Origin of the sequence: Burkholderia sp. NRF60-BP8, assembly GCF_001522585.2 — a bacterium.
Lineage (GTDB): Bacteria > Pseudomonadota > Gammaproteobacteria > Burkholderiales > Burkholderiaceae > Burkholderia.
Genome location: NZ_CP013372.1, coordinates 1,309,942 through 1,327,731, shown reverse-complemented (window position 1 = coordinate 1,327,731; position 17,790 = coordinate 1,309,942). Strand labels below are relative to the sequence as shown.

The 17,790-nt window shown below is 68.1% G+C and carries 17 protein-coding genes; 7 read left to right on the top strand and 10 right to left on the bottom strand.

The features are described 5' to 3' along the window. Nucleotides 1-194: 194 nt before the first annotated feature. Nucleotides 195-1,337 carry a porin gene (locus tag WS54_RS06065; protein ID WP_059783579.1) on the top strand — a complete coding sequence of 381 codons (1,143 nt, stop codon included), beginning with the start codon at nucleotides 195-197 and terminating at the stop codon, nucleotides 1,335-1,337. Between the two features lie 266 nt (nucleotides 1,338-1,603). Further along, the gene (locus tag WS54_RS06060; protein ID WP_034204885.1) at nucleotides 1,604-1,906 is read left to right on the top strand and encodes a DUF4148 domain-containing protein; all 303 of its coding nucleotides are present in this window, start codon (nucleotides 1,604-1,606) and stop codon (nucleotides 1,904-1,906) included. Nucleotides 1,907-2,001: 95 nt separating this feature from the next. On the opposite strand, the gene WS54_RS06055 is transcribed toward WS54_RS06060, so the two are convergent. Continuing rightward, a complete protein-coding gene (locus tag WS54_RS06055) occupies nucleotides 2,002-2,949 on the bottom strand; it encodes a LysR family transcriptional regulator (RefSeq protein WP_059783581.1) in 948 nt (315 codons plus the stop codon). Nucleotides 2,950-3,137: 188 nt separating this feature from the next. On the opposite strand from WS54_RS06055, the gene WS54_RS06050 reads away from it, so the two are divergent. Both WS54_RS06050 and WS54_RS06045 read left to right on the top strand, forming a co-directional pair. Further along, nucleotides 3,138-5,321: an FUSC family protein gene (locus WS54_RS06050; RefSeq protein ID WP_059783583.1), complete on the top strand. Its 2,184-nt coding sequence runs from the start codon at nucleotides 3,138-3,140 to the stop codon at nucleotides 5,319-5,321. Nucleotides 5,322-5,458: 137 nt separating this feature from the next. Beyond that, nucleotides 5,459-5,671: a hypothetical protein gene (locus tag WS54_RS06045; RefSeq protein ID WP_034204888.1), complete on the top strand. Its 213-nt coding sequence runs from the start codon at nucleotides 5,459-5,461 to the stop codon at nucleotides 5,669-5,671. A 138-nt stretch (nucleotides 5,672-5,809) separates the two neighbouring features. Here WS54_RS06045 and WS54_RS06040 read toward each other — a convergent pair whose 3' ends face one another. Together WS54_RS06040 and WS54_RS06035 are read right to left on the bottom strand one after the other, a co-directional pair. Beyond that, on the bottom strand, nucleotides 5,810-6,919 hold the full coding sequence (locus WS54_RS06040; protein WP_059783584.1) for a P1 family peptidase: 1,110 nt from the start codon (nucleotides 6,917-6,919) through the stop codon (nucleotides 5,810-5,812). Between the two features lie 64 nt (nucleotides 6,920-6,983). After that, nucleotides 6,984-8,390: an APC family permease gene (locus tag WS54_RS06035; RefSeq protein WP_059783586.1), complete on the bottom strand. Its 1,407-nt coding sequence runs from the start codon at nucleotides 8,388-8,390 to the stop codon at nucleotides 6,984-6,986. A 133-nt stretch (nucleotides 8,391-8,523) separates the two neighbouring features. On the opposite strand from WS54_RS06035, the gene WS54_RS06030 reads away from it, so the two are divergent. Continuing rightward, nucleotides 8,524-9,327: a helix-turn-helix transcriptional regulator gene (locus WS54_RS06030; RefSeq protein ID WP_059783589.1), complete on the top strand. Its 804-nt coding sequence runs from the start codon at nucleotides 8,524-8,526 to the stop codon at nucleotides 9,325-9,327. A 43-nt stretch (nucleotides 9,328-9,370) separates the two neighbouring features. Here the strand turns inward: WS54_RS06030 and WS54_RS06025 are convergent, their stop codons facing one another. Next, nucleotides 9,371-10,219: a dienelactone hydrolase family protein gene (locus WS54_RS06025; protein ID WP_059783591.1), complete on the bottom strand. Its 849-nt coding sequence runs from the start codon at nucleotides 10,217-10,219 to the stop codon at nucleotides 9,371-9,373. Nucleotides 10,220-10,320: 101 nt separating this feature from the next. Next, nucleotides 10,321-10,698: a nuclear transport factor 2 family protein gene (locus tag WS54_RS06020; RefSeq protein WP_059785024.1), complete on the bottom strand. Its 378-nt coding sequence runs from the start codon at nucleotides 10,696-10,698 to the stop codon at nucleotides 10,321-10,323. Nucleotides 10,699-11,115: 417 nt separating this feature from the next. Between WS54_RS06020 and WS54_RS06015 the strand changes: the two genes are divergently transcribed. Further along, nucleotides 11,116-11,490, top strand: coding sequence for a COG4315 family predicted lipoprotein (locus WS54_RS06015; protein WP_027782957.1), 375 nt, complete (start codon nucleotides 11,116-11,118; stop codon nucleotides 11,488-11,490). Between the two features lie 126 nt (nucleotides 11,491-11,616). Here WS54_RS06015 and WS54_RS06010 read toward each other — a convergent pair whose 3' ends face one another. Together WS54_RS06010 and WS54_RS06005 are read right to left on the bottom strand one after the other, a co-directional pair. Continuing rightward, nucleotides 11,617-13,134: a CoA-acylating methylmalonate-semialdehyde dehydrogenase gene (locus WS54_RS06010; RefSeq protein ID WP_034204894.1), complete on the bottom strand. Its 1,518-nt coding sequence runs from the start codon at nucleotides 13,132-13,134 to the stop codon at nucleotides 11,617-11,619. A gap of 49 nt (nucleotides 13,135-13,183) precedes the next feature. Further along, nucleotides 13,184-14,539 (bottom strand): aspartate aminotransferase family protein, encoded by a 1,356-nt coding sequence (locus tag WS54_RS06005; protein ID WP_034204895.1) that lies wholly within the window; start codon nucleotides 14,537-14,539, stop codon nucleotides 13,184-13,186. A 105-nt stretch (nucleotides 14,540-14,644) separates the two neighbouring features. On the opposite strand from WS54_RS06005, the gene WS54_RS06000 reads away from it, so the two are divergent. After that, nucleotides 14,645-15,595: a LysR family transcriptional regulator gene (locus tag WS54_RS06000; RefSeq protein ID WP_059783596.1), complete on the top strand. Its 951-nt coding sequence runs from the start codon at nucleotides 14,645-14,647 to the stop codon at nucleotides 15,593-15,595. 18 nt (nucleotides 15,596-15,613) lie between these two features. Here WS54_RS06000 and WS54_RS05995 read toward each other — a convergent pair whose 3' ends face one another. From WS54_RS05995 to WS54_RS05985, 3 genes are read right to left on the bottom strand one after another with little or no spacing between them, the layout of a single operon-like run. Then, the gene (locus tag WS54_RS05995; protein WP_034204896.1) at nucleotides 15,614-16,852 is read right to left on the bottom strand and encodes an MFS transporter; all 1,239 of its coding nucleotides are present in this window, start codon (nucleotides 16,850-16,852) and stop codon (nucleotides 15,614-15,616) included. Next, nucleotides 16,849-17,184, bottom strand: a complete 336-nt coding sequence (locus WS54_RS05990) for a hypothetical protein (protein WP_059783597.1) — start codon at nucleotides 17,182-17,184, stop codon at nucleotides 16,849-16,851. Before WS54_RS05990 ends, WS54_RS05995 begins: the two co-directional genes overlap by 4 nt. A gap of 37 nt (nucleotides 17,185-17,221) precedes the next feature. Then, nucleotides 17,222-17,692: a MarR family winged helix-turn-helix transcriptional regulator gene (locus WS54_RS05985; RefSeq protein ID WP_034206193.1), complete on the bottom strand. Its 471-nt coding sequence runs from the start codon at nucleotides 17,690-17,692 to the stop codon at nucleotides 17,222-17,224. Nucleotides 17,693-17,790: the final 98 nt, after the last annotated feature.

The window sequence follows — 17,790 nt, the reverse complement described above, 5'->3', positions numbered from 1 at the left end:
GGACCGAAGCCGCGTGCCGGCCGCCAGGCAGGAACCGCCGGCCCGGCGCGCACGCGCGTCGTCGTGTCGGTTTTGTGAACGACTCTTGCGGGATCAGGAACGGTGCGCTCGCGGCCGCTGCGTCCTTGCGCGCGCCGCGCATTCCTATACTTGCGCCGAACTTTGTTTCCAGTCCCACACGCAGGAGCTTCACGATGAAAAAAACCCTGATCGCCGGCGCGTGCGCCGGCGCCCTGTTCGCGCCGCTCGCCCACGCGCAAGGCTCGGTCACGCTGTACGGCCTGATCGACGCCGGCATCGCCTATACCAACAACGTGAACGGCGCGTCGCAGTGGCGCATGACGACCGGCACGATCAACGGCAGCCGCTTCGGCGTGCGCGGCGCCGAGGATCTCGGCGGCGGGCTGAAGGCATTGTTCGTGCTCGAAAACGGCTTCAACGCGAACAACGGCGGGCTCGGCCAGGACGGCAAACTGTTCGGCCGGCACGCGTACGTCGGCCTGAGCCGCGCCGGCTACGGCACGCTGACGCTCGGCCGCCAGTACGACACGATGGTCGACTTCGTCGCGCCGTTGTCCGCGACGTCGGGCGATTTCGGCGATACGGGCTTCGCGCATCCGTTCGACAACGACAACCTGAACCACTCGCTGCGCATCAACAACGCGGTCAAGTACACGAGCGACACGATCGCGGGCTTCAAGGTCGGCGCGCTGTACGCGTTCTCCAACTCGGCGAACTTCGGCGCGAACCGCGCATACAGCGTGGCCGCGAGCTACACGAACGGCCCGCTGAAGCTGGCCGGCGCGTACCTGCAGATGAACGGCACGAAGGGCTCGACGAGCGCGAGCCCCGGCGCGACCGATTCGGCCGAAGCGAAGAGCCTGAACCAGGGCGGCTGGTCGCTCGGCTCGGACCGCATGCGCACCTATGGCGGCGGCGTCGGCTACGTGTTCGGCCCGGTGACCGCCGGCTTCGTCTACACGCGCTCGCAGTACGACAACACGGGCGCGTTCGGCTCCAGCGGCCAGATCGCGTTCAACAACTACGACGTGAACGTGCGCTATGCGGTCACGCCGGCCGTCAGCGTCGGCGCGGCCTATGTCTATACGGACGCCAGCGTGTCGAATCCCGACAGCAAGCATGGGACCGCCCCGAAGTGGCATCAGGTCGACCTGCAGGCCGTGTACAAGCTGTCGCGCCGCACCGACCTGTACGCGGAAGCGATGTTCCAGCATGCGTCGGGCCGCGGCTATCAGGCGTTCATCAACACGTCGGGCGGCGCATCGGGCACGGCGAACCAGGTGGTCGGCACGATCGGCATGCGCACGCGGTTCTGATCGGCGTCGCGCGGCGCCGCCCTCTGCGCGGCGTCCGTGTACACGGCGCCCGTATGCACGGCGCCCGTATGCACGGCGCCCGTGTTCGAACACAGGTTCGGTCGCCGCGAGCGACGCCGCCAATGTTGTTCCTTCTGGAACGCAGCCCTCCTGGAATCGGGGTGTTTTCGCGTGGAAGCGCTGCGTAGACTGACGTCGAAGGTCGGAGCCGCGCATCGCGTGCGGCGTGTCGATCTGGCCACCCACCCCGTATTCAGGAGAACCACGTGAAATCGCTCGTCGTTACCGCGGCCGCCGCCGTCCTGCTTGCCGCACCGGCCCTGTCGTTCGCCCAGCAGGCGACGTCGCCGGTCACGCGCGCGCAGGTGCTGCAGGAGTTGATCGATCTCGAATCGGTCGGCTACAACCCGGCGCGCGGCGAAGTCGGCAACTATCCGGACGACATCCTCGCGGCGCAGGAACGACTGCAGGCGAAGCGTCTCGCCGAGCGCAAAGCGGCGCAGGCCGCGTACGGCCCGGCCGGCGAGCCGGCAACCGAATCGGGCGCAGCGGTCAGGCCCGCGCCGTGACGGCGCGCGTCGCTCGCATCGCGCATGCATGGCGAGCGACGCGTATTCGGCATGGAAATGAAACGACCCGCCGCGCGCCGATGCGCGCACGGCGTTCAGGCGGCCTGCGGTTCGCGGTCGATCGCGTTCAGCATCTCGACGTCGCGCGCGATCATCGCCGGCACCTGGGCGCGCAGCATCTCGACCCAGGTCCGCACCTTCGCATCGACGAAGCGGCGCGACGGGTACAGCGCATGCACGTTCATCTTCTGCAGGATATGCGCGGGCAGCACACGGACGAGCGTGCCGTCGCGCAGTGCATCGATCGCCGAATACAGCGGCAGCATGCCGATTCCGATGCCGTCGCGGATCGCGAGTGCGAGCGATTCGGCGGTATTGGTCTGCACCGGCCCGGCGACGTGAATCTGCTCGACGCCTTCGGGCCCTTCGAGCACCCATTCGTGCGTCGGGAATGCCGGCGTGCACAGCGTCAGGCACGCGTGCGCGGCGAGATCCTGCGGGCGCGCCGGCACGCCGTGCCGTTTCACGTAATCGGGCGATGCGCACAGAATGCTGAACGTCGAGCCGAGCAGGTGCGACACGAGTTCCGAATCGGGCAGCGACGACGCGGTGACGACGGCCATGTCGCTCGTGCCGTCGAACAGATCGGGCATGCGCTGCGACAGCGACAGCTCGATCGATACGTCCGGGAACTGCGCGTGATAGCGCGTGAGCGCGGGCAACACGTAGTGGTGACCGACGCTCGCGAAGCTGTGCATGCGCAGCACGCCGGCCGGGCGCTCGTGCGCGCAGCTCGCCTCCTCTTCGGCACGGTCGACGTCGGCGAGGATCTGGCGGCAGCGCCGCAGATAGCTTTCGCCGGCCGACGTGAGCGCGAGACGGCGCGTAGAGCGATTCATCAGACGGGTGCGCAGGCGCGCCTCGAGCTCCGACACCGCGCGCGACATCGCGCCCGTCGTCGAATTCAGCGATTGCGCGGCGGCGGTGAAGCTGCCCGTCTCGACGACGCGCGAAAACACCCGCATGTTTTGTAGGGTATCCATTCCTGTGAACGACCTGTAGCGGAGCCGCCATTTTCCTCCACGGGATGCGACAGATTGTTGCTGCGGCTGCAACTATCGTTTCCCCGCAACGGCGTTAATGCACGTGCGCCGCGCTCCTACAATCGGCGCCTCACCAGTCGAACGGGCCGTTCGGACGCGCCGCGGCACCGCGCCGGCCCCCTCTTTTCATGAAGCCACCACCTGCGATCGAGCGACCTTCCATCGAACCGGCACGATGGAGCGCCTGGCTCGACCCGCTCGGCAACGCGGCGCGCGACTGGGCCGCGACCGACGGGCTGATCTGGCTGCACCTCGCGAAAACCGTGCTCGCGGCGCTGCTCGCGATGGGCATCGCGATGCGTCTGGAGATGTCGCAGCCGCGCACCGCGATGACCACCGTGTTCGTGCTGATGCAGCCGCTGTCGGGCATGGTGTTCGCGAAGAGTTTCTATCGCGTGCTCGGCACGGCGGCCGGCCTCGTCGGCGCGCTCGCGCTCGGCGGGCTGTTCGCACAGCAGCCCGAGTTGTACATGGCCGGCATCACGCTGTGGATCGGCGGCTGCATCGCACTCGCGGTGCGCAACCGCCATTTCCGCTGGTACGGCTTCGTGCTCGCCGGCTACACGGCCGCGCTGATCGGCCTGCCGGCCGTGATGACGCCGCAGACGCTGTTCCAGTCCGCGCTCACGCGCGCCGCGGAAGTCGCGCTCGGCATCGCGTGCTCGGGCGCGGTCAGCGCGCTGATCCTGCCGTTGAGCTCCGCGAAGGCGCTGATGCGTTCGTTGAGCGCGCGCCACGCGACGTTTGCCGCGTTCGCCGCCGGTGCGCTGTCGGGCGACGTCGCGCGCGGCGATTTCGAGCGACGCTTCGCCGATTTCGTCGACGACATCGTCGGCTTCGAAGCCAACCGCGCGTTCGCGTCGTTCGAGGATCCGCACATTCGCGCGCGCAGCCGCCGGCTTGCGCGACTGAACAGCGAGTTCATGAACGCCTGCACGCGGCTGCATGCGCTGCACCAGCTCGTCAAACGGCTGCGCGCGAATCGCTCGGACGCGGTGCTCGACGCGCTGGCGCCGCACGTCGACGCGCTCGCATTGCGCTTCGCCGCGTTGCGCGACGAATGCCGGAGCGGCCTCGCACCGGCGACCGGCGCGCTGCTCGAACTGCGCCGCTTTCACGGTGCGTTGCCGAAGGCCGCGCGCGCGTCGCGGCGGGCGATCGAGGACCATGCGGCGGGCGGCCTGCTCGACTTCGATACCGCGATCGAGCTGCTGTACCGGTTCATCGCCGAATATCTCGGCTACGTCGACACGTACGCGTCGCTCGACCAGGACGATCACGCGTTCGAGCGCTCGGTCACCCATTACGCGGTGAAAACCAACGCGTTCTTCGTCGGTTTCGCGTTCCTGCGCACGGTGGTCGCCGTCGGTGCGATGAGCGCGTTCTGGATCGCGTCCGAATGGCCGAGCGGCTCGCTCGCGGTGATCGCCACCGCGATCGCATGCGCGCTCAGCTCGACCTCTCCGCGCGCGCCGAAGTTCGTCGCGCAGATGGGCGTCGGTGCAGCGTGCGCGACCGCGGTCGGCTACCTGTTCCTGTGCTATGTCTATCCGAACATCGACGGCTTTCCGCTGCTGTGCGCGGCGCTTGCGCCGGTGCTCGGCCTCGGCGCGTTTCTCGCGATGCGGCCCGGGCTGTCCGGCTACGGAATCGGCTTCGCGGTGTTCTTCTGCCTGCTCGCAGGCCCCGACAACGCGATCGCGTATACGCCTGAAGTGCTGATCAACAACGGGCTGGCGATCGTCGTCGCGATGCTCGCTTGCGCGCTCGTGTTCGCCGTCGTGTTCCCGACGCACATGCGCTGGCTCACCGGCCGGATCGCGCACGACTTGCGCCGCCAGGTCACGCTGGCGTGCGAAGGCGCGCCGGACGGCCTCGCGCAGCGCTTCCAGTCGAGCACGCACGACCTGATGGCGCAACTGCGGACGCTGCTGGTGCGCCGCACGCGGCAGCATCGCGATGCGCTGCGCTGGATGCTGTCGACACTCGAAGTCGGCCACGCGGTCATCGACCTGCGCGACGAGCTGCACGCATTCCGTGCATCGAAACCGCCGCAGACGCTGCGCTGGACCGGTTCGATCGATGCGGTGCTGCTCGAACTGCCGCGCTTCTTCGACGATCCGACGCCCGTTCGCCATGCGCGCACGCTGAAATCCGTGAATCTCGCGATCCGCGCGGCGCAGCATTCGCTGCAGGCGTGGTACGCGGTGCCCGACGCGCGTCGCAACATGCAGCGAATCGTCGGCTGCCTGCATTTCATGCGCAGCGCGCTGCTCGACAAGGACGCGCCGTTCAATCGGCATCGTCATTGATGAATGGGTGCATGCACAACGGGATCGTTGTTCCGGATGGAAATAAGCTCTCCAGCCGCGGCGATTAATCTTCAAGCAGTGCGAGCCTATAGTTTCCTCACTGCCAGCGAGACTGGTACTCACCCAGGAGAAACAAAATGAAGCCGCTGCACCTCGCCCTCGTTGCCCTGTCGCTCACCGCTGCCGTCGCCCACGCGCAGCCGGCGCCGGCAGACGCCGCACCGCAACAGGCGAACCGCGCCGAGGCGATCAAGGCCGCCGGCCGCGTCGATCGCGCGCAATCGAAGCAGGAAGACCCGAACGCCTGCGTCGGCCCCGTCAGCTTCTGCAACATCTACTTCGGCAGCTGAGCATGACGCCGCGTCGTCACGGCCAGGCCCGCATCGCCCGCACCGCACGCATGACGTGCGCGGGCGGACGGCGGCCCGGCCGATCGCCGCATTGCCGTCCCGCTCCCCGCCGCTTCGATTGAAGCGGCGCTTGCCGTTTCAGGCGCCGCGCCCCGGCCGCCAGCCTACTTCGCGCAGCGCATCCAGCAAGCGCGCCTGCCCGAGCCCTTCGACCCGCGCCCCGCGCGACTCGACGTCGCCGCCCGCGACCAGCGCATTCACGATCGCCTCCTCCACCGCTTCCGCCGCCGCGACGAACAGCGCGGAAATATGGTCGTTGTTGACCATCCGCACGTCGGCGGTCGGCGTGCCCTTGCTGCCGTAGTTCGCTGCCGGCAAGCCGTCGTTACCGGTTGCGAACGCAACGAAGATGTCGCCGCTCGAATCCTCGGTGCCGCCGCCCACGCGGGCGAGCCCGACGCTCGCGCGCTGCGCGAGACGCGTGCATTGATGCGGCAGCAACGGCGCGTCGGTCGCGATCGTGACGACGATCGAGCCCATGCCGGCTTCGCCTTTCGCCTCTGCGTCGCGGAACGGCGAATGCACGTGCCGCAGCACTTCGCCGACCGGGTAGCCGGCCACGCGCAGCATCTCGCGCACGCCGTAATTCGCCTGCACGAGCGCGCCGACGGTCCAGCCGCCCGCGTCGCTCGCCAGCACGCGCGACGCGGTGCCGATGCCGCCCTTGAACTCGTGGCAAATCATGCCCGTGCCGCCGCCCACGCCGCCTTCGTCAACCGGCCCCGACTGCGCGGCGGCCAGCGCGCGCTGGACGTGCGCGGCGTTCACGTGCTGCCCCCAGATGTCGTTCAGCAGTCCGTCGTAGGTTTCCATCACGACCGGCATGCACCAGTACACGCGGCCGGCCGCCGCTTCGCGTTCGTTCGCGACGAGCGCGTCGCGCACCGCACCGACGCTGTGCGTGTTCGTATAGGCGATCGGCGTCGTCAGCAGGCCGGCTTCGCGAATCCATTCGAGCCCGGTCGCGTCGCCGTTGCCGTTCAGCACGTGCACGCCCGCGAAGCACGGCGAATCGTGCGCGGCGCCCGCGCGCGGCTCGACGACGGTGACGCCGGTGCGGACCGACGCGTCGCCGTTCTCGACGCTCAGCGTGCAATGTCCGACCCGCACGCCCGGCACGTCCGTGATCGCGTTGAAGCGGCCCGGCGTGCCGAGTCCGATACGGATACCGAGATCCCTCGTGCGCATGATGCGATTCCTCCCGTCTTTCAATGGTTCGGTGTGTCGATGGTACAAGGTGTCGATCCGGTGCTCAGAGCGCGCGGAACGCTTCGCTGTGGCGCGCCCAGGCCACGTACATCACGAGCGCCGCGACCAGCAGCCCCGCGATGATGATCAGGTCGGTGGGCTTCGTCGCCGTCGCCAACGTCGTGACCAGCGTATACGCGGCGCCGGCTACCGCGACGAGCGGCGTCGCGGGCCACAGCGGCATCCGGTAGTGATGCTCGACGTCGCGGCGCACGAACCGGCTCGCGAGCGCGGCCAGTCCGACGACGAGATAGATCAGCAGCAACAGGTCGACCGTGAACGCGGTCAACTCGTCGAGGCTCGACACGAACACGAGCCCGGCCGACGGTATCGCGAGCGCGAGCGTCGCGAGCCACGGCGATTCGAGGCGCGGATGAATCGTCGAGAACGCGCGGTTGCAGGTGCGCGACCAGAGCGCATGCCGGCCGCTGCTGTACAGCAGGCGGCCCATCGTGATCACGATCGCGATGATCGCGTTGAACACCGACAGGAAGATCCCGCCGCTGACCACGCGCGACACGGCCGGATTGCTCAGCGAGCGCACGACGTAGCCGATCGGATCGGCACTCTTCGTCAGTTCGGTCAGCGACGGCGCACCCAGCACGATCGCGGTGAGCGGAACCAGTTCGACGGCGAGGATCACGAGCAGCGAGTAGATCACCGCCTTCGCGACGTTGCGGTTGCCGCCGCGCAGGTCTTCCGCGAGATAGGCTGCCGAGCCGAAGCCGTTGTAGCAGAAGATCGCGGTGCCGATCGCGGGCACGATGGCCGCGAGCGTCGCTGGCACGAGCGCATTGCCGCTCGCGACGACCGGTGCGATCAGCACGTCGGCGCCGCGGTGCGGCGACCCGAAACCGAGCCCCGCGATCAGCATCAGCACGCCGATTTCGACGACCAGGAACGCACCGGTGATCCATGCGTTCGTCTTGATGTTCAGCATGCCGAGCAGATAGCTGAGCAGCACGATCGTCAGCGCGACCGACTGGTTGCCGAAGTGCGTGCCGAGCGCGTTGTTCAGGTACGGCGCGGCGCCGCTCGCGAGCACGGCCGGGATGAACACGCTGACGGACAGCACCGTGATGAAGGTCAGGTAGCCGGGCAGCGTGCCGAACACGCGCTTGGCCATCACGTATTCGCCGCCCGCGCTGCGGTGCGCGGCGCTGAGTTCCGCATAGCAGAGCGCGAACGCGAGCGCGAGCACGCCGCCGAGCACGAACGACAGCACGGCGCCGCTGCCGGCCTGCTGGATCGCGAACGGCGCGATCACGAAGATCGAGCTGGCCGGCGTCACGCCCGACACGGTGATCATCACCGCATCGCGCACGCTGAGCGTCTGCGACAACGCGCGCGGCGCGTCTTCCGTTGCAGGCGCCGCTTGCAGGCTGCCCGTCGATTCCGACATCATCGCCATTTCGTTCTCCTGTCGCTCCTATCCTGCGTATTTTTGAACACCCATACTCGGGCCCGATTGATTGCGTGGCAGTCTAGGAAGCCAATTTCAGGACCGCTATTCCCCCTTCGTGTTACGCCCTTCCGGTGGTGGTATGGATCGTCTCTTTTCCGAAATCGCGATGCACCAGGCGCTTGGCCGCGCAATCGATCATCTCGGCCAGCCGCGCTTCTGGCGGTTCCTCGTGCTGCTGCTCAACGAAATGACGCCGTTCGACAACGCGCTCGCGACCGCGATCGGCCGCGACGGCGTGCCGCTCGTGCTCGACGAATACGACACGGGCGGCACCGACGCCGCGTCGCCGGTGCCGCTTTACCTGAATGGGTTATATCTGCTCGATCCGTTCCTGCAGGCCGCGCACGACGGGCTCGCCGACGGCTGCTACCGGCTCGAGGAAGTCGCACCCGACCTGTTCCGGCAGAGCGAGTATTTCCTGAGCTATTTCCGCGACGCGGTCGGCGACGACGAGATCCAGATTCTCGTGCGGCCGAACGCCGACACGCTGCTGTCGCTGTCGCTCGGCGCATCGACGCGCTTCGACGTCGAGCCGCTCGGCAAGCTGACGGCCGCGATGCCGTGGGTGATCGCGACGATCCGGCAGCATTGGCGGCTGGTGGGCGACACCGCACGCGCGACGCCCGACGCGGGCCTCGGCGCGCGCGTCGAGCAGGCGCTCGCCCGCTTCGGCGCGGGCGTGCTGACCGATCGCGAGATGGCGATCGCACGCATGGTGCTGCGCGGCAATTCGTCGAAGGCGATCGCCGAGCGGCTCGCGATCTCACCCGAAACGGTGAAGGTGCATCGGCGGCACCTTTACGCGAAGCTCGGGATCGCGTCGCAGCCGGAACTGTTTTCGCGGTTCATCCAGGCGTTGGGCGAGGACGACGCAGCCGGTTGAGCGGAACGCACGCCGGCACACGCCCTGCGTCGCCGCCGACGGCCTAGTGGCCGAGCAGCTTGGCGCCGACGAAATCGGCCACGCGCTGCTGTGCGTCCGCGCGTGCGGCCGGCTCCGTGCCCGTAATCGGCACGACGCCGGCGCGCGTCGTGAACGACGCGATCGCGTGCACCGGCATGTTCGGCCAGTCGAAATCGTGATACGCACCCGGATACGCGTGGAAAGTCGCGTCCGTGCCCGGCGCGACCGAATCGAACAGCGTCTTGCAGGCGGCGTACGGCGTCCACACGTCGGCCTCGCCGATCAGCACGAGCAGGGGCACGGGGCTCTGCCAGGCGGGCCCCTGCGCGTTCGTGTTGCAACTGGCCGGATAGAACGCGACGGCCGCGCGGAAGTCGCCGTCCGGCAGCGATGCCGGCCGGGCCGGGCTGGACGCCCTGATCGCGTTCAGCACCGTGCCGCCGCCCTGCGACCAGCCGAGTACGCCGATCCGGTCGGGTTGCACGGTATCGAGCGTCTGCAGATACCGCAGCGCGCCATACGCGTCGAACGGCCGTGCCCGATAGATGTCGCCGACGAAATGCGCGGGCGCGCACATCTCGCCGTGACCGCGCGGCGTGAAGCTGTCGACTTCGAGCACGGTGACGCCGGCCGCGTTGAAGCGTTCGGCCCAGTCGCGATCGCGCGCGTAGAGCTTGCCGGACCTGGCGAACATCCCGCCGCAGCCGTGCAGAAACACGAGCGCCGGATGGCGGCCGGCGCCGGGCGCGGGAAACAGATAGCCGTCGAGCATCGTCGTCGAGCTGTCGGTCGACGGGAAGTGGACGACGGTCTGCGCACCGGCGATCGCGGAGGCACACCCCAGTAACATCGCCGTCAGCAACTTGCGCATCGGTCGCTCCCGCGTGGTCGGATGACACGACAACGGCAACGGGATGGCCGCGGTTGACACACCCCGGCGGGCGTCCCTTCGCGGGCGGCGCGCGACTGCGTTCACCTGCCCGATTCGATGAACCCGCCATCCGGCGCCGGATGCGGCACGTACCAGCCGAAATACACTTCGGCCTCGACGATCCGGCCATCGCGAATACGCAGCCGTTCGGCATTGCGAAACCGCCGTCCAACAGTCGTGACGGCTTCGTACACGACGAACACGTATTCGCCGTGCACGGCGACGTCGACGAATTCGAAACCGGCGAGCATCGCGCTGTTCGGCCAGCAGCGTGCGAGATACGCATCGCGGTCGAACCGGTTGTCGAGCGGGCTCGTGAAATGGAAATCCGGCGCGATCAGCGCTTCGATCGCGTCGCGGTCCTTGTCGACATACGCGCGATAGCTGGCGCGCGCAACATCGCCTGGGTCCTGAAGCATCGTCGTCACCTCCCGGAAGGATCGGCGCGCGCCCGGCTCGCGCTGACGAAGATATTCCGGCGGAACGCGCGCGATGTCATCCACGCAAACCCGTATCGCGGTCGTTGCCCCCGCAACGCACGCGCGGCGCGGGCTCGGGGCTCGGGGACGGATGCCGAATACCCGGGCACATCGGCGATCGTCGTGCCGTTGCGCAACGCCTGCACGCCGCCGATATGCCCCCCGATCTTCTCGCAGCGCCGCCAAAAACCGCCTATCGTGAATGAGGCGCCCCGTTTGTCGCCATTCGCCCCCGGCATCGCTCGCGCGGACGGGCGGTCGGCGACGGCGCCGTGCTCCGGCACCATTCATCGCGATTCCGGCGCACGCTCGCCCGTGCGCGATCGCGGCCGCCCACCGGACCATCAGGAGGCACTCATGAAAGCCGCGCTGCTCGTCAGCTCCGCCCTGCTCGCCATTGCGTCAGCTTCGGCCACGGCCCAGGGATCCATCACGAAGGAAGAAAACGGCGCGCTCGTCGCCGCGAACGGGATGACCGTCTACACGTTCGACAAGGACAAGCCCAACGCCGGCACCAGCGCCTGCACGGGCCCATGCGAAACCCTCTGGCCGCCGTACAAGGCCAGCGCGACCGACGTGCCGGTCGGGCCCTACACGATCGTCAAGCGCGACGACGGCAGCCCGCAATGGGCGTACAAGGGCAAGCCGCTGTACTTCTTCTCGAAGGACATGAAACAGGGCGAGCGCAACGGCGACAACTTCAAGAACGTATGGCACGTGGTCGCGCCGTAAGCCTTCTTGCGCCGCGTTCCGCGCATATCGCCCGGACGTGAAAAAGCCCGCCCCGATCGTCGATCGAGGCGGGCCTCGGCGGTCTCGCACGCCGCACCGGCTGCATGCAACCGGGCGCGCGTCGCGTCAGCGGTTCGACGGGAAGCTGAACACCGTCCCTTCGCGCACGCCGGCCGACGGCCAGCGCTGCGTGATCGTCTTGCGCTTCGTGTAGAACCGCACGGCATCGGGGCCGTACGCATGCAGGTCGCCGAACAGCGAACGCTTCCAGCCGCCGAACGAGTGGTACGCGACCGGCACCGGCAGCGGCACGTTGATGCCGACCATGCCGATCTGGATGTTGTCGCTGAAGTAGCGCGCCGCTTCGCCGTCGCGCGTGAACAGGCACGTGCCGTTGCCGTATTCGTGCGCGTCGATCAGCGCCATGGCCTCGTCGAGCGACTTCAGCCGGATCACGCCGAGCACCGGCCCGAAGATCTCGTGCTGGTAGATCGGCATGCCGGGCTTCACGTCGTCGAACAGGCACGGGCCGAGGTAGTAGCCGCCGTCATGGCCGTCGACCTTCACGCCGCGACCGTCGACGACGAGCGTCGCGCCCGCCGCCACGCCCGCTTCGACGAAGCCCGTCACCTTCTCGAAATGCTGCTGCGTGACGAGCGGCCCCATGTCGACGCCCGCGCCGTTGCCCGGCCCGACCTTCATCTTCTCGATCTCGGCCTTCAGCCCCGCGACGACCTGGTCGCCCGTTTCGTCGCCGATCGCGACGACCAGCGGAATCGCCATGCAGCGCTCGCCGCACGAGCCGTACGCGGCGCCCATCAGCGCGTTTACCGCGTTGCCGATGTCGGCATCCGGCATCACGACCGCGAAATTCTTCGCGCCGCCGAGCGCCTGCACGCGCTTGCCGTGCGCGCAGCCGGTCGAATAGATGTATTCGGCGATCGGCGTCGAGCCGACGAAGCTCACGGCCTTCACGCGCGGATCGGCCAGGATCGTGTCGACCGCTTCCTTGTCGCCGTTCACGACGTTCAGCACGCCCGGCGGCAGCCCGGCTTCGAGCGCGAGCTCGGCCATGCGCAGCGTCGACGACGGCGTACGCTCGGACGGCTTCAGCACGAACGTGTTGCCGCACGCGACGGCCATCGGCCACATCCACAGCGGCACCATCACCGGGAAGTTGAACGGCGTGATGCCGGCCGCGACGCCGAGCGCCTGGAACTCGCTCCACGAATCGATCGCGGGGCCGACGTTCTTGCTGTGCTCGCCCTTCAACAGCTCGGGCACGTAGGTCGCGTATTCGACGTTCTCGATCCCGCGCTGCAGCTCGCCCATCGCATCGGCGAGCACCTTGCCGTGCTCGGCCGTGATCAGCGCGCAGAGTTCTTCCGCGTGCTCCTCGAGCAGCGTCTTGAAGCGGCTCATCACGCGGGCGCGCTTCAGCGGCGGCGTGTTGCGCCATGCCGGGAACGCGGCTTGCGCGGACGCGATCGCGGCTTCGACGGTCAGCTTGTCGGCGAGCGCGACGCTCTTGTGCGATTCGCCGGTCGCCGGGTCGAACACCGGCTGGACGCGGCTGCCGCCGTCGACGCGCTTGCCGTCGATCAAGTGGCCGACGGTGGAGGTCACATTGCTGTCGTGTTTCATGTTCGTTGCTCTTTCGTGAATTCGGTTGTCGCTGCGGGCGAGCCGCGGCTCAGTCCACTTCGTTCAGTGCGTCGGACAGCGCGTTGACCAGGTTGTCGATCTCGCGCTTCTCGGCGATGAACGGCGGCGCGAGCTGGATCGTGTCGCCGCCGTAGCGCACGTAGAAGCCCTTCGCCCAGCAGCGCATCGCGATCTCGTACGGACGCCGCGCCGGCTCGCCCGGCAGCGCGGCGATCGTCAGGCCGGCCGCCAGCCCGTAGTTGCGGATGTCCGCGACGTGGCGCTGCCCCTTCAGCCCGTGCACGGCCGCCTCGAAATGTGGCGCGAGATCGCGCACGCGCGCCACCGCGTCTTCCTTCACCAGCAGGTCGAGCGCCGCGACGCCGGCCGCGCAGGCGACCGGATGCGCCGAATAGGTGTAGCCGTGCGGGAACTCGAGCATGTACTCGGGGCCGCCCGCGGCCATGAACGTGTCGTAGATCTCCTTCGTCGCGATCACGCCGCCGAGCGGCTGCACGCCGTTCGTCACCTGCTTCGCGAAGTTCATGATGTCCGGCACCACGCCGAATGCGTCGGCGCCCGTCATCGCGCCGGCGCGGCCGAAGCCCGTGATGACCTCGTCGAAGATCAGCAGGATGTCGTGCGCGGTACAGATCTCGCGCAGGCGCTTCAGATAGCCCTTCGGCGGCACGACCACGCCCGCCGAACCCGAGAACGGCTCGACGATCACGGCCGCGATGTTCGATGCGTCGTGCAGCGCGATCAGCTCGAGCAGCCGGTCGGCCAGCTCGGCGCCGTGTTCGGGCATGCCGCGCGAGAACTTGTTCTCGGCCAGTTGCGTATGCGGCAGGAAATCGGCGTCGATGCCTTGACCGAACAGCTTGCGGTTCGGCCCGATCCCGCCGACCGAGATGCCGCCGAAATTCACGCCGTGGTAACCCTTCTCGCGGCCGATCAGGCGCGTTTTCGTGCCCTTGCCCTTCGCGCGCCAGTACGCGCGGGCCAGCTTCAGCGACGTGTCGGCCGCTTCCGAGCCCGAGCCCGTGAAGAACACGTAGTCGAGGCCGGCCGGCGTCAGTTCCTTGATCTTGTTGGCGAGCTCGAACGATTTCGGATGGCCGAACTGGAACGCCGGCGCGTAGTCGAGCTGCGCGACCTGGCGACTCACGGCCTCGACGATTTCCGTGCGGCCGTGACCGAGGCCCGTGCACCAGAGCCCCGACAGGCCGTCGAAGATCTTGCGGCCTTCGCCGTCGGTGTAATACGCGCCCTTGCCGGACACGATCATGCGCGGATCGGCCTTGAACTGGCGGTTGGCCGTGAACGGCATCCAGTGCGCATCGAGCCACGCGGCGTCGGTGCGAAGGTTCGTGTCGTCGTGCTGGGCGGTGGTGATGTCGGTCATGTCGGTCGGCGCGGCGCGCCCCTCCTCCTCGTGATGATGTTGCACATTGTCGGGACGACAATTAGTCTTTTGAATATCGCAATATCAATGTTCACTTGCTCGATTATGCAAGCAAAGAAACCGAAGAGCCGCGCGCTGCTCGGGCAGCTCAGCGACATGGATCTGCGCCTGCTGCGGGTCTTCAAGGGCGTCGTGCAGTGCGGCGGGATGGCGGCCGCCGAACTGGAACTGAATATCGGCATCTCGACGATCAGCCGGCACGTGAAGGATCTGGAAACGCGGCTCGGCCTCGTGCTGTGCCGGCGCGGCCGCGCGGGCTTCACGCTGACGCCCGAGGGCCAGACGGTCTACGAGGAGACGCTGCGGCTACTTGCTTCGATGGAGGCATTTCGCAGCAGGATCGACGGCATTCACGACAAGATGGGCGGAGAACTCCACATCGCGGTGTTCGACAAGACGGCCACCAACGCGAATGCCCGGCTCGGCGACGCGATCCGCCAGTTCGCCGACGAAGCGCCCGACGTCGCGCTGAACCTGCACGTCGCGTCGATCAACGAAGTCGAGCGCGGGGTCATCGACGGCAGTTACCAGGTCGGGATCATTCCCGTGCACCGCAACTCGGGCAGCCTCGTCTATTCGGCGCTGTTCGACGAACGGATGCTGCTGTACTGCGGCCGCCAGCATCCGCTCTTCGACGCGCCCCACGGCAAACTCACGTGGACGACGATCCGCAACCATGCGTTCGCCGGGCTCGGCTTCCATTCGCCGAACATGGAGCTGAGCCATCGCGCGAAGCTCACGCGCAGCGCGACCGCGTCCGACCAGGAATCGATCGCGACGCTGATCCTGTCCGGCCGCTATCTCGGCTTCCTGCCCGATCACTACGCGGAGAGTTTCGAAAACAAGGGGCTGATGCAGCCGATCGCGCCGCACCGGTTCAATTACCGGTGCCGGTTCGTGAGCTTGCTGCGACGCTCGCCGCAGCCGTCGCGGGCCGCGCTGCTGTTCCAGTCGTGCCTCGACGCCGCGCATGCGGCCACGCGGCCGGCCGCATAGCGGCGGCGTTCGGTTCGATCAGGCCGCGCCGTCGCCCGCGCGCGGCGCCCGCTTGCGTGCGACGAAATGGGTCGCGACGAGCGCCGCCGCAAAACCGGACGCCGCACCGACCCCGAGCGCCCAGCGCGGGCCGAGATGGTTCGCGACCCAGCCGGCCACCGGCGCGCCGATCGGCGTGCCGCCGAGCGCGACCGCGAGGCGCAGCGCCATCACGCGGCCGCGCATCGCCGGCTCGGTGGACAACTGCATCAGGCTATTGGTCGAATTCATGAAGGTGATCGCGGCGATCCCGGTCAGCACCAGCGCGGCGGCGAACGACCAGTAACCGGGCGCCAGCGCGGCGAACGTGCAGCCGAGCCCGAACAGCGCCGCGCCGATCCACAAATGGCGGAACCGCGGCTGCTCGCGGCGCGCGGCGAGCAGCGCGCCCGAAATCGTGCCGACCGCCATCATCGACGACAGGAAACCGAACCCGCGCGCATCGACGTGGAACACGCTCGCGGCCATCGTCGAAATGAACAGCTGGAAATTGAGCCCGAACGTGCCGATCAGGAACAGCATCGCGAGAATCGCCGTCAGGTCCGGCCGGCCCCACACGTAGCGGAACCCGTCGAGCAGACTGCTGCGCGAGCGATTTGCCCGCACGTTCGCGCGCAGCTCGTCTTCCCGAAGCCGCGACAGCGACGCCAGTACCGCGAAGAAACTGAGCCCGTTCGCGAGAAACGCCCAGCCGGTGCCGACCGATGCGATCAGGAAGCCCGCCGCCGCCGGACCGACCATCCGCGCGGCATTGAACGACGTCGAATTGAGCGCGACCGCGTTCGCGAGCTCGCGGTCGCCGACTAGTTCAGCGACGAAGGTCTGCCGCACCGGTGCGTCGAACGCCGATGCGCAGCCGAACAGGAACGCGAACACGTACACGTGCTCGAGCCGCACCGCGCCGGTGACCGTCAGCACGCCGAGCACGAGCGCCAGCGCGCCCATCAGCGCCTGCGTCGCCATCAGCAGCTTGCGCTGGTCGTAGCGGTCGGCCGCGTAGCCGGTCCACGGCAACAGCAGCAGTTGCGGCCCGAACTGCAGCGCCATCACCGTGCCGACCGCCGACGCGTCGTGATGCGTGAGCTGCGTGAGGACGAGCCAGTCCTGCGCGGTACGCTGGATCCACGTGCCGATGTTCGACACCAGCGAGCCGATCGCCCACACCCGATAGTTGAAGCTGCGAAGCGAGCGGAACACGCCCGCGGCCGGCACGCTCATCGCCGCTCCCGGTCGGGCGCGTTGCCGCCGTGCAATGCGCCGAAGTGCCGCGCGAGAAACAGGCCGAGCAGCAGGATGCCGAGCCCGAACGCCGCCGCGTCGGCCGTGACCTTCAGGTCGAAATCGCCGACCCGGCACACCAGCACATAAGCGATCGCGAGATTCGCGACGCCCCACACCACGTTCACGGTGGACGACGACAGCCCGCGCCCGGGCGGATGCGCGAACGGCGTCTGGAACGGCTCGCCGCGCAGCCCGCTGACGAGATGCGGCACGGCGTTCGCGAGAAACGCGCCGCCGAAGAAGTACGACACGAGATGCAGAAGGTTCATGTACGGGCCATCCTTTCGGCGAGCGGGTCGATACGGTTTACGGACGCGCCGGGTCCTCGAATTCGGCGAGCCGCTGCAACAGCTTCACGGCCGCCGCCAGCTCGGCCTGTTCCGCCGCCGACAGTTGCGCGTGCAGCGCGCGAAACAGCCAGTCGTCCTTGGCCGCGCGGTTCGCTTGCAGCACCTTGCGGAAACCGGGCGTGAGCGCGATCAGCGTCTGCCGGCCGTCGCCGGGGTCGGGCGCGCCGGCGACCGCGCCGAGCGCCTCGAGCGTCGCGACCGTCACGCGCATCGACTGCGGGCGCACGCTTTCGGCACGCGCGAGCGCCGACACGGTCGCCGGGCCGTCGCGATCGAGCCGCAGCAACACCGATTTCTGCGAGGACGTGAGGTCGTTCGGATGGGTCTGCTCGCGCATCCGCCGCATCAGTTTGCCGACCGAGATGCGGAGTTCGCCGGCGAGACCGGCCAGCGGGAGCGTGTCGGGAGGGGACGATGGCGGGTTCATGAATTCAAGATAGCACATCGACAGCTAAACTGTACAGTTTGACTGTCTATTTCGGCGCGTAAGGATCGGCCCGTCGCGCACGGGTTCGGCACGAGGCC

Coding starts and splice junctions, on each gene's coding strand:
- WS54_RS06065 (WP_059783579.1), top strand. CDS start 195: ATGAAAAAAACCCTGATCGCCGGCGCGTGCGCCGGCGCCCTGTTCGCG.
- WS54_RS06055 (WP_059783581.1), bottom strand. CDS start 2,949: ATGGATACCCTACAAAACATGCGGGTGTTTTCGCGCGTCGTCGAGACG.
- WS54_RS06050 (WP_059783583.1), top strand. CDS start 3,138: ATGAAGCCACCACCTGCGATCGAGCGACCTTCCATCGAACCGGCACGA.
- WS54_RS06045 (WP_034204888.1), top strand. CDS start 5,459: ATGAAGCCGCTGCACCTCGCCCTCGTTGCCCTGTCGCTCACCGCTGCC.
- WS54_RS06040 (WP_059783584.1), bottom strand. CDS start 6,919: ATGCGCACGAGGGATCTCGGTATCCGTATCGGACTCGGCACGCCGGGC.
- WS54_RS06035 (WP_059783586.1), bottom strand. CDS start 8,390: ATGGCGATGATGTCGGAATCGACGGGCAGCCTGCAAGCGGCGCCTGCA.
- WS54_RS06030 (WP_059783589.1), top strand. CDS start 8,524: ATGGATCGTCTCTTTTCCGAAATCGCGATGCACCAGGCGCTTGGCCGC.
- WS54_RS06025 (WP_059783591.1), bottom strand. CDS start 10,219: ATGCGCAAGTTGCTGACGGCGATGTTACTGGGGTGTGCCTCCGCGATC.
- WS54_RS06020 (WP_059785024.1), bottom strand. CDS start 10,698: ATGCTTCAGGACCCAGGCGATGTTGCGCGCGCCAGCTATCGCGCGTAT.
- WS54_RS06015 (WP_027782957.1), top strand. CDS start 11,116: ATGAAAGCCGCGCTGCTCGTCAGCTCCGCCCTGCTCGCCATTGCGTCA.
- WS54_RS06010 (WP_034204894.1), bottom strand. CDS start 13,134: ATGAAACACGACAGCAATGTGACCTCCACCGTCGGCCACTTGATCGAC.
- WS54_RS06005 (WP_034204895.1), bottom strand. CDS start 14,539: ATGACCGACATCACCACCGCCCAGCACGACGACACGAACCTTCGCACC.
- WS54_RS06000 (WP_059783596.1), top strand. CDS start 14,645: ATGCAAGCAAAGAAACCGAAGAGCCGCGCGCTGCTCGGGCAGCTCAGC.
- WS54_RS05995 (WP_034204896.1), bottom strand. CDS start 16,852: ATGAGCGTGCCGGCCGCGGGCGTGTTCCGCTCGCTTCGCAGCTTCAAC.
- WS54_RS05990 (WP_059783597.1), bottom strand. CDS start 17,184: ATGAACCTTCTGCATCTCGTGTCGTACTTCTTCGGCGGCGCGTTTCTC.
- WS54_RS05985 (WP_034206193.1), bottom strand. CDS start 17,692: ATGAACCCGCCATCGTCCCCTCCCGACACGCTCCCGCTGGCCGGTCTC.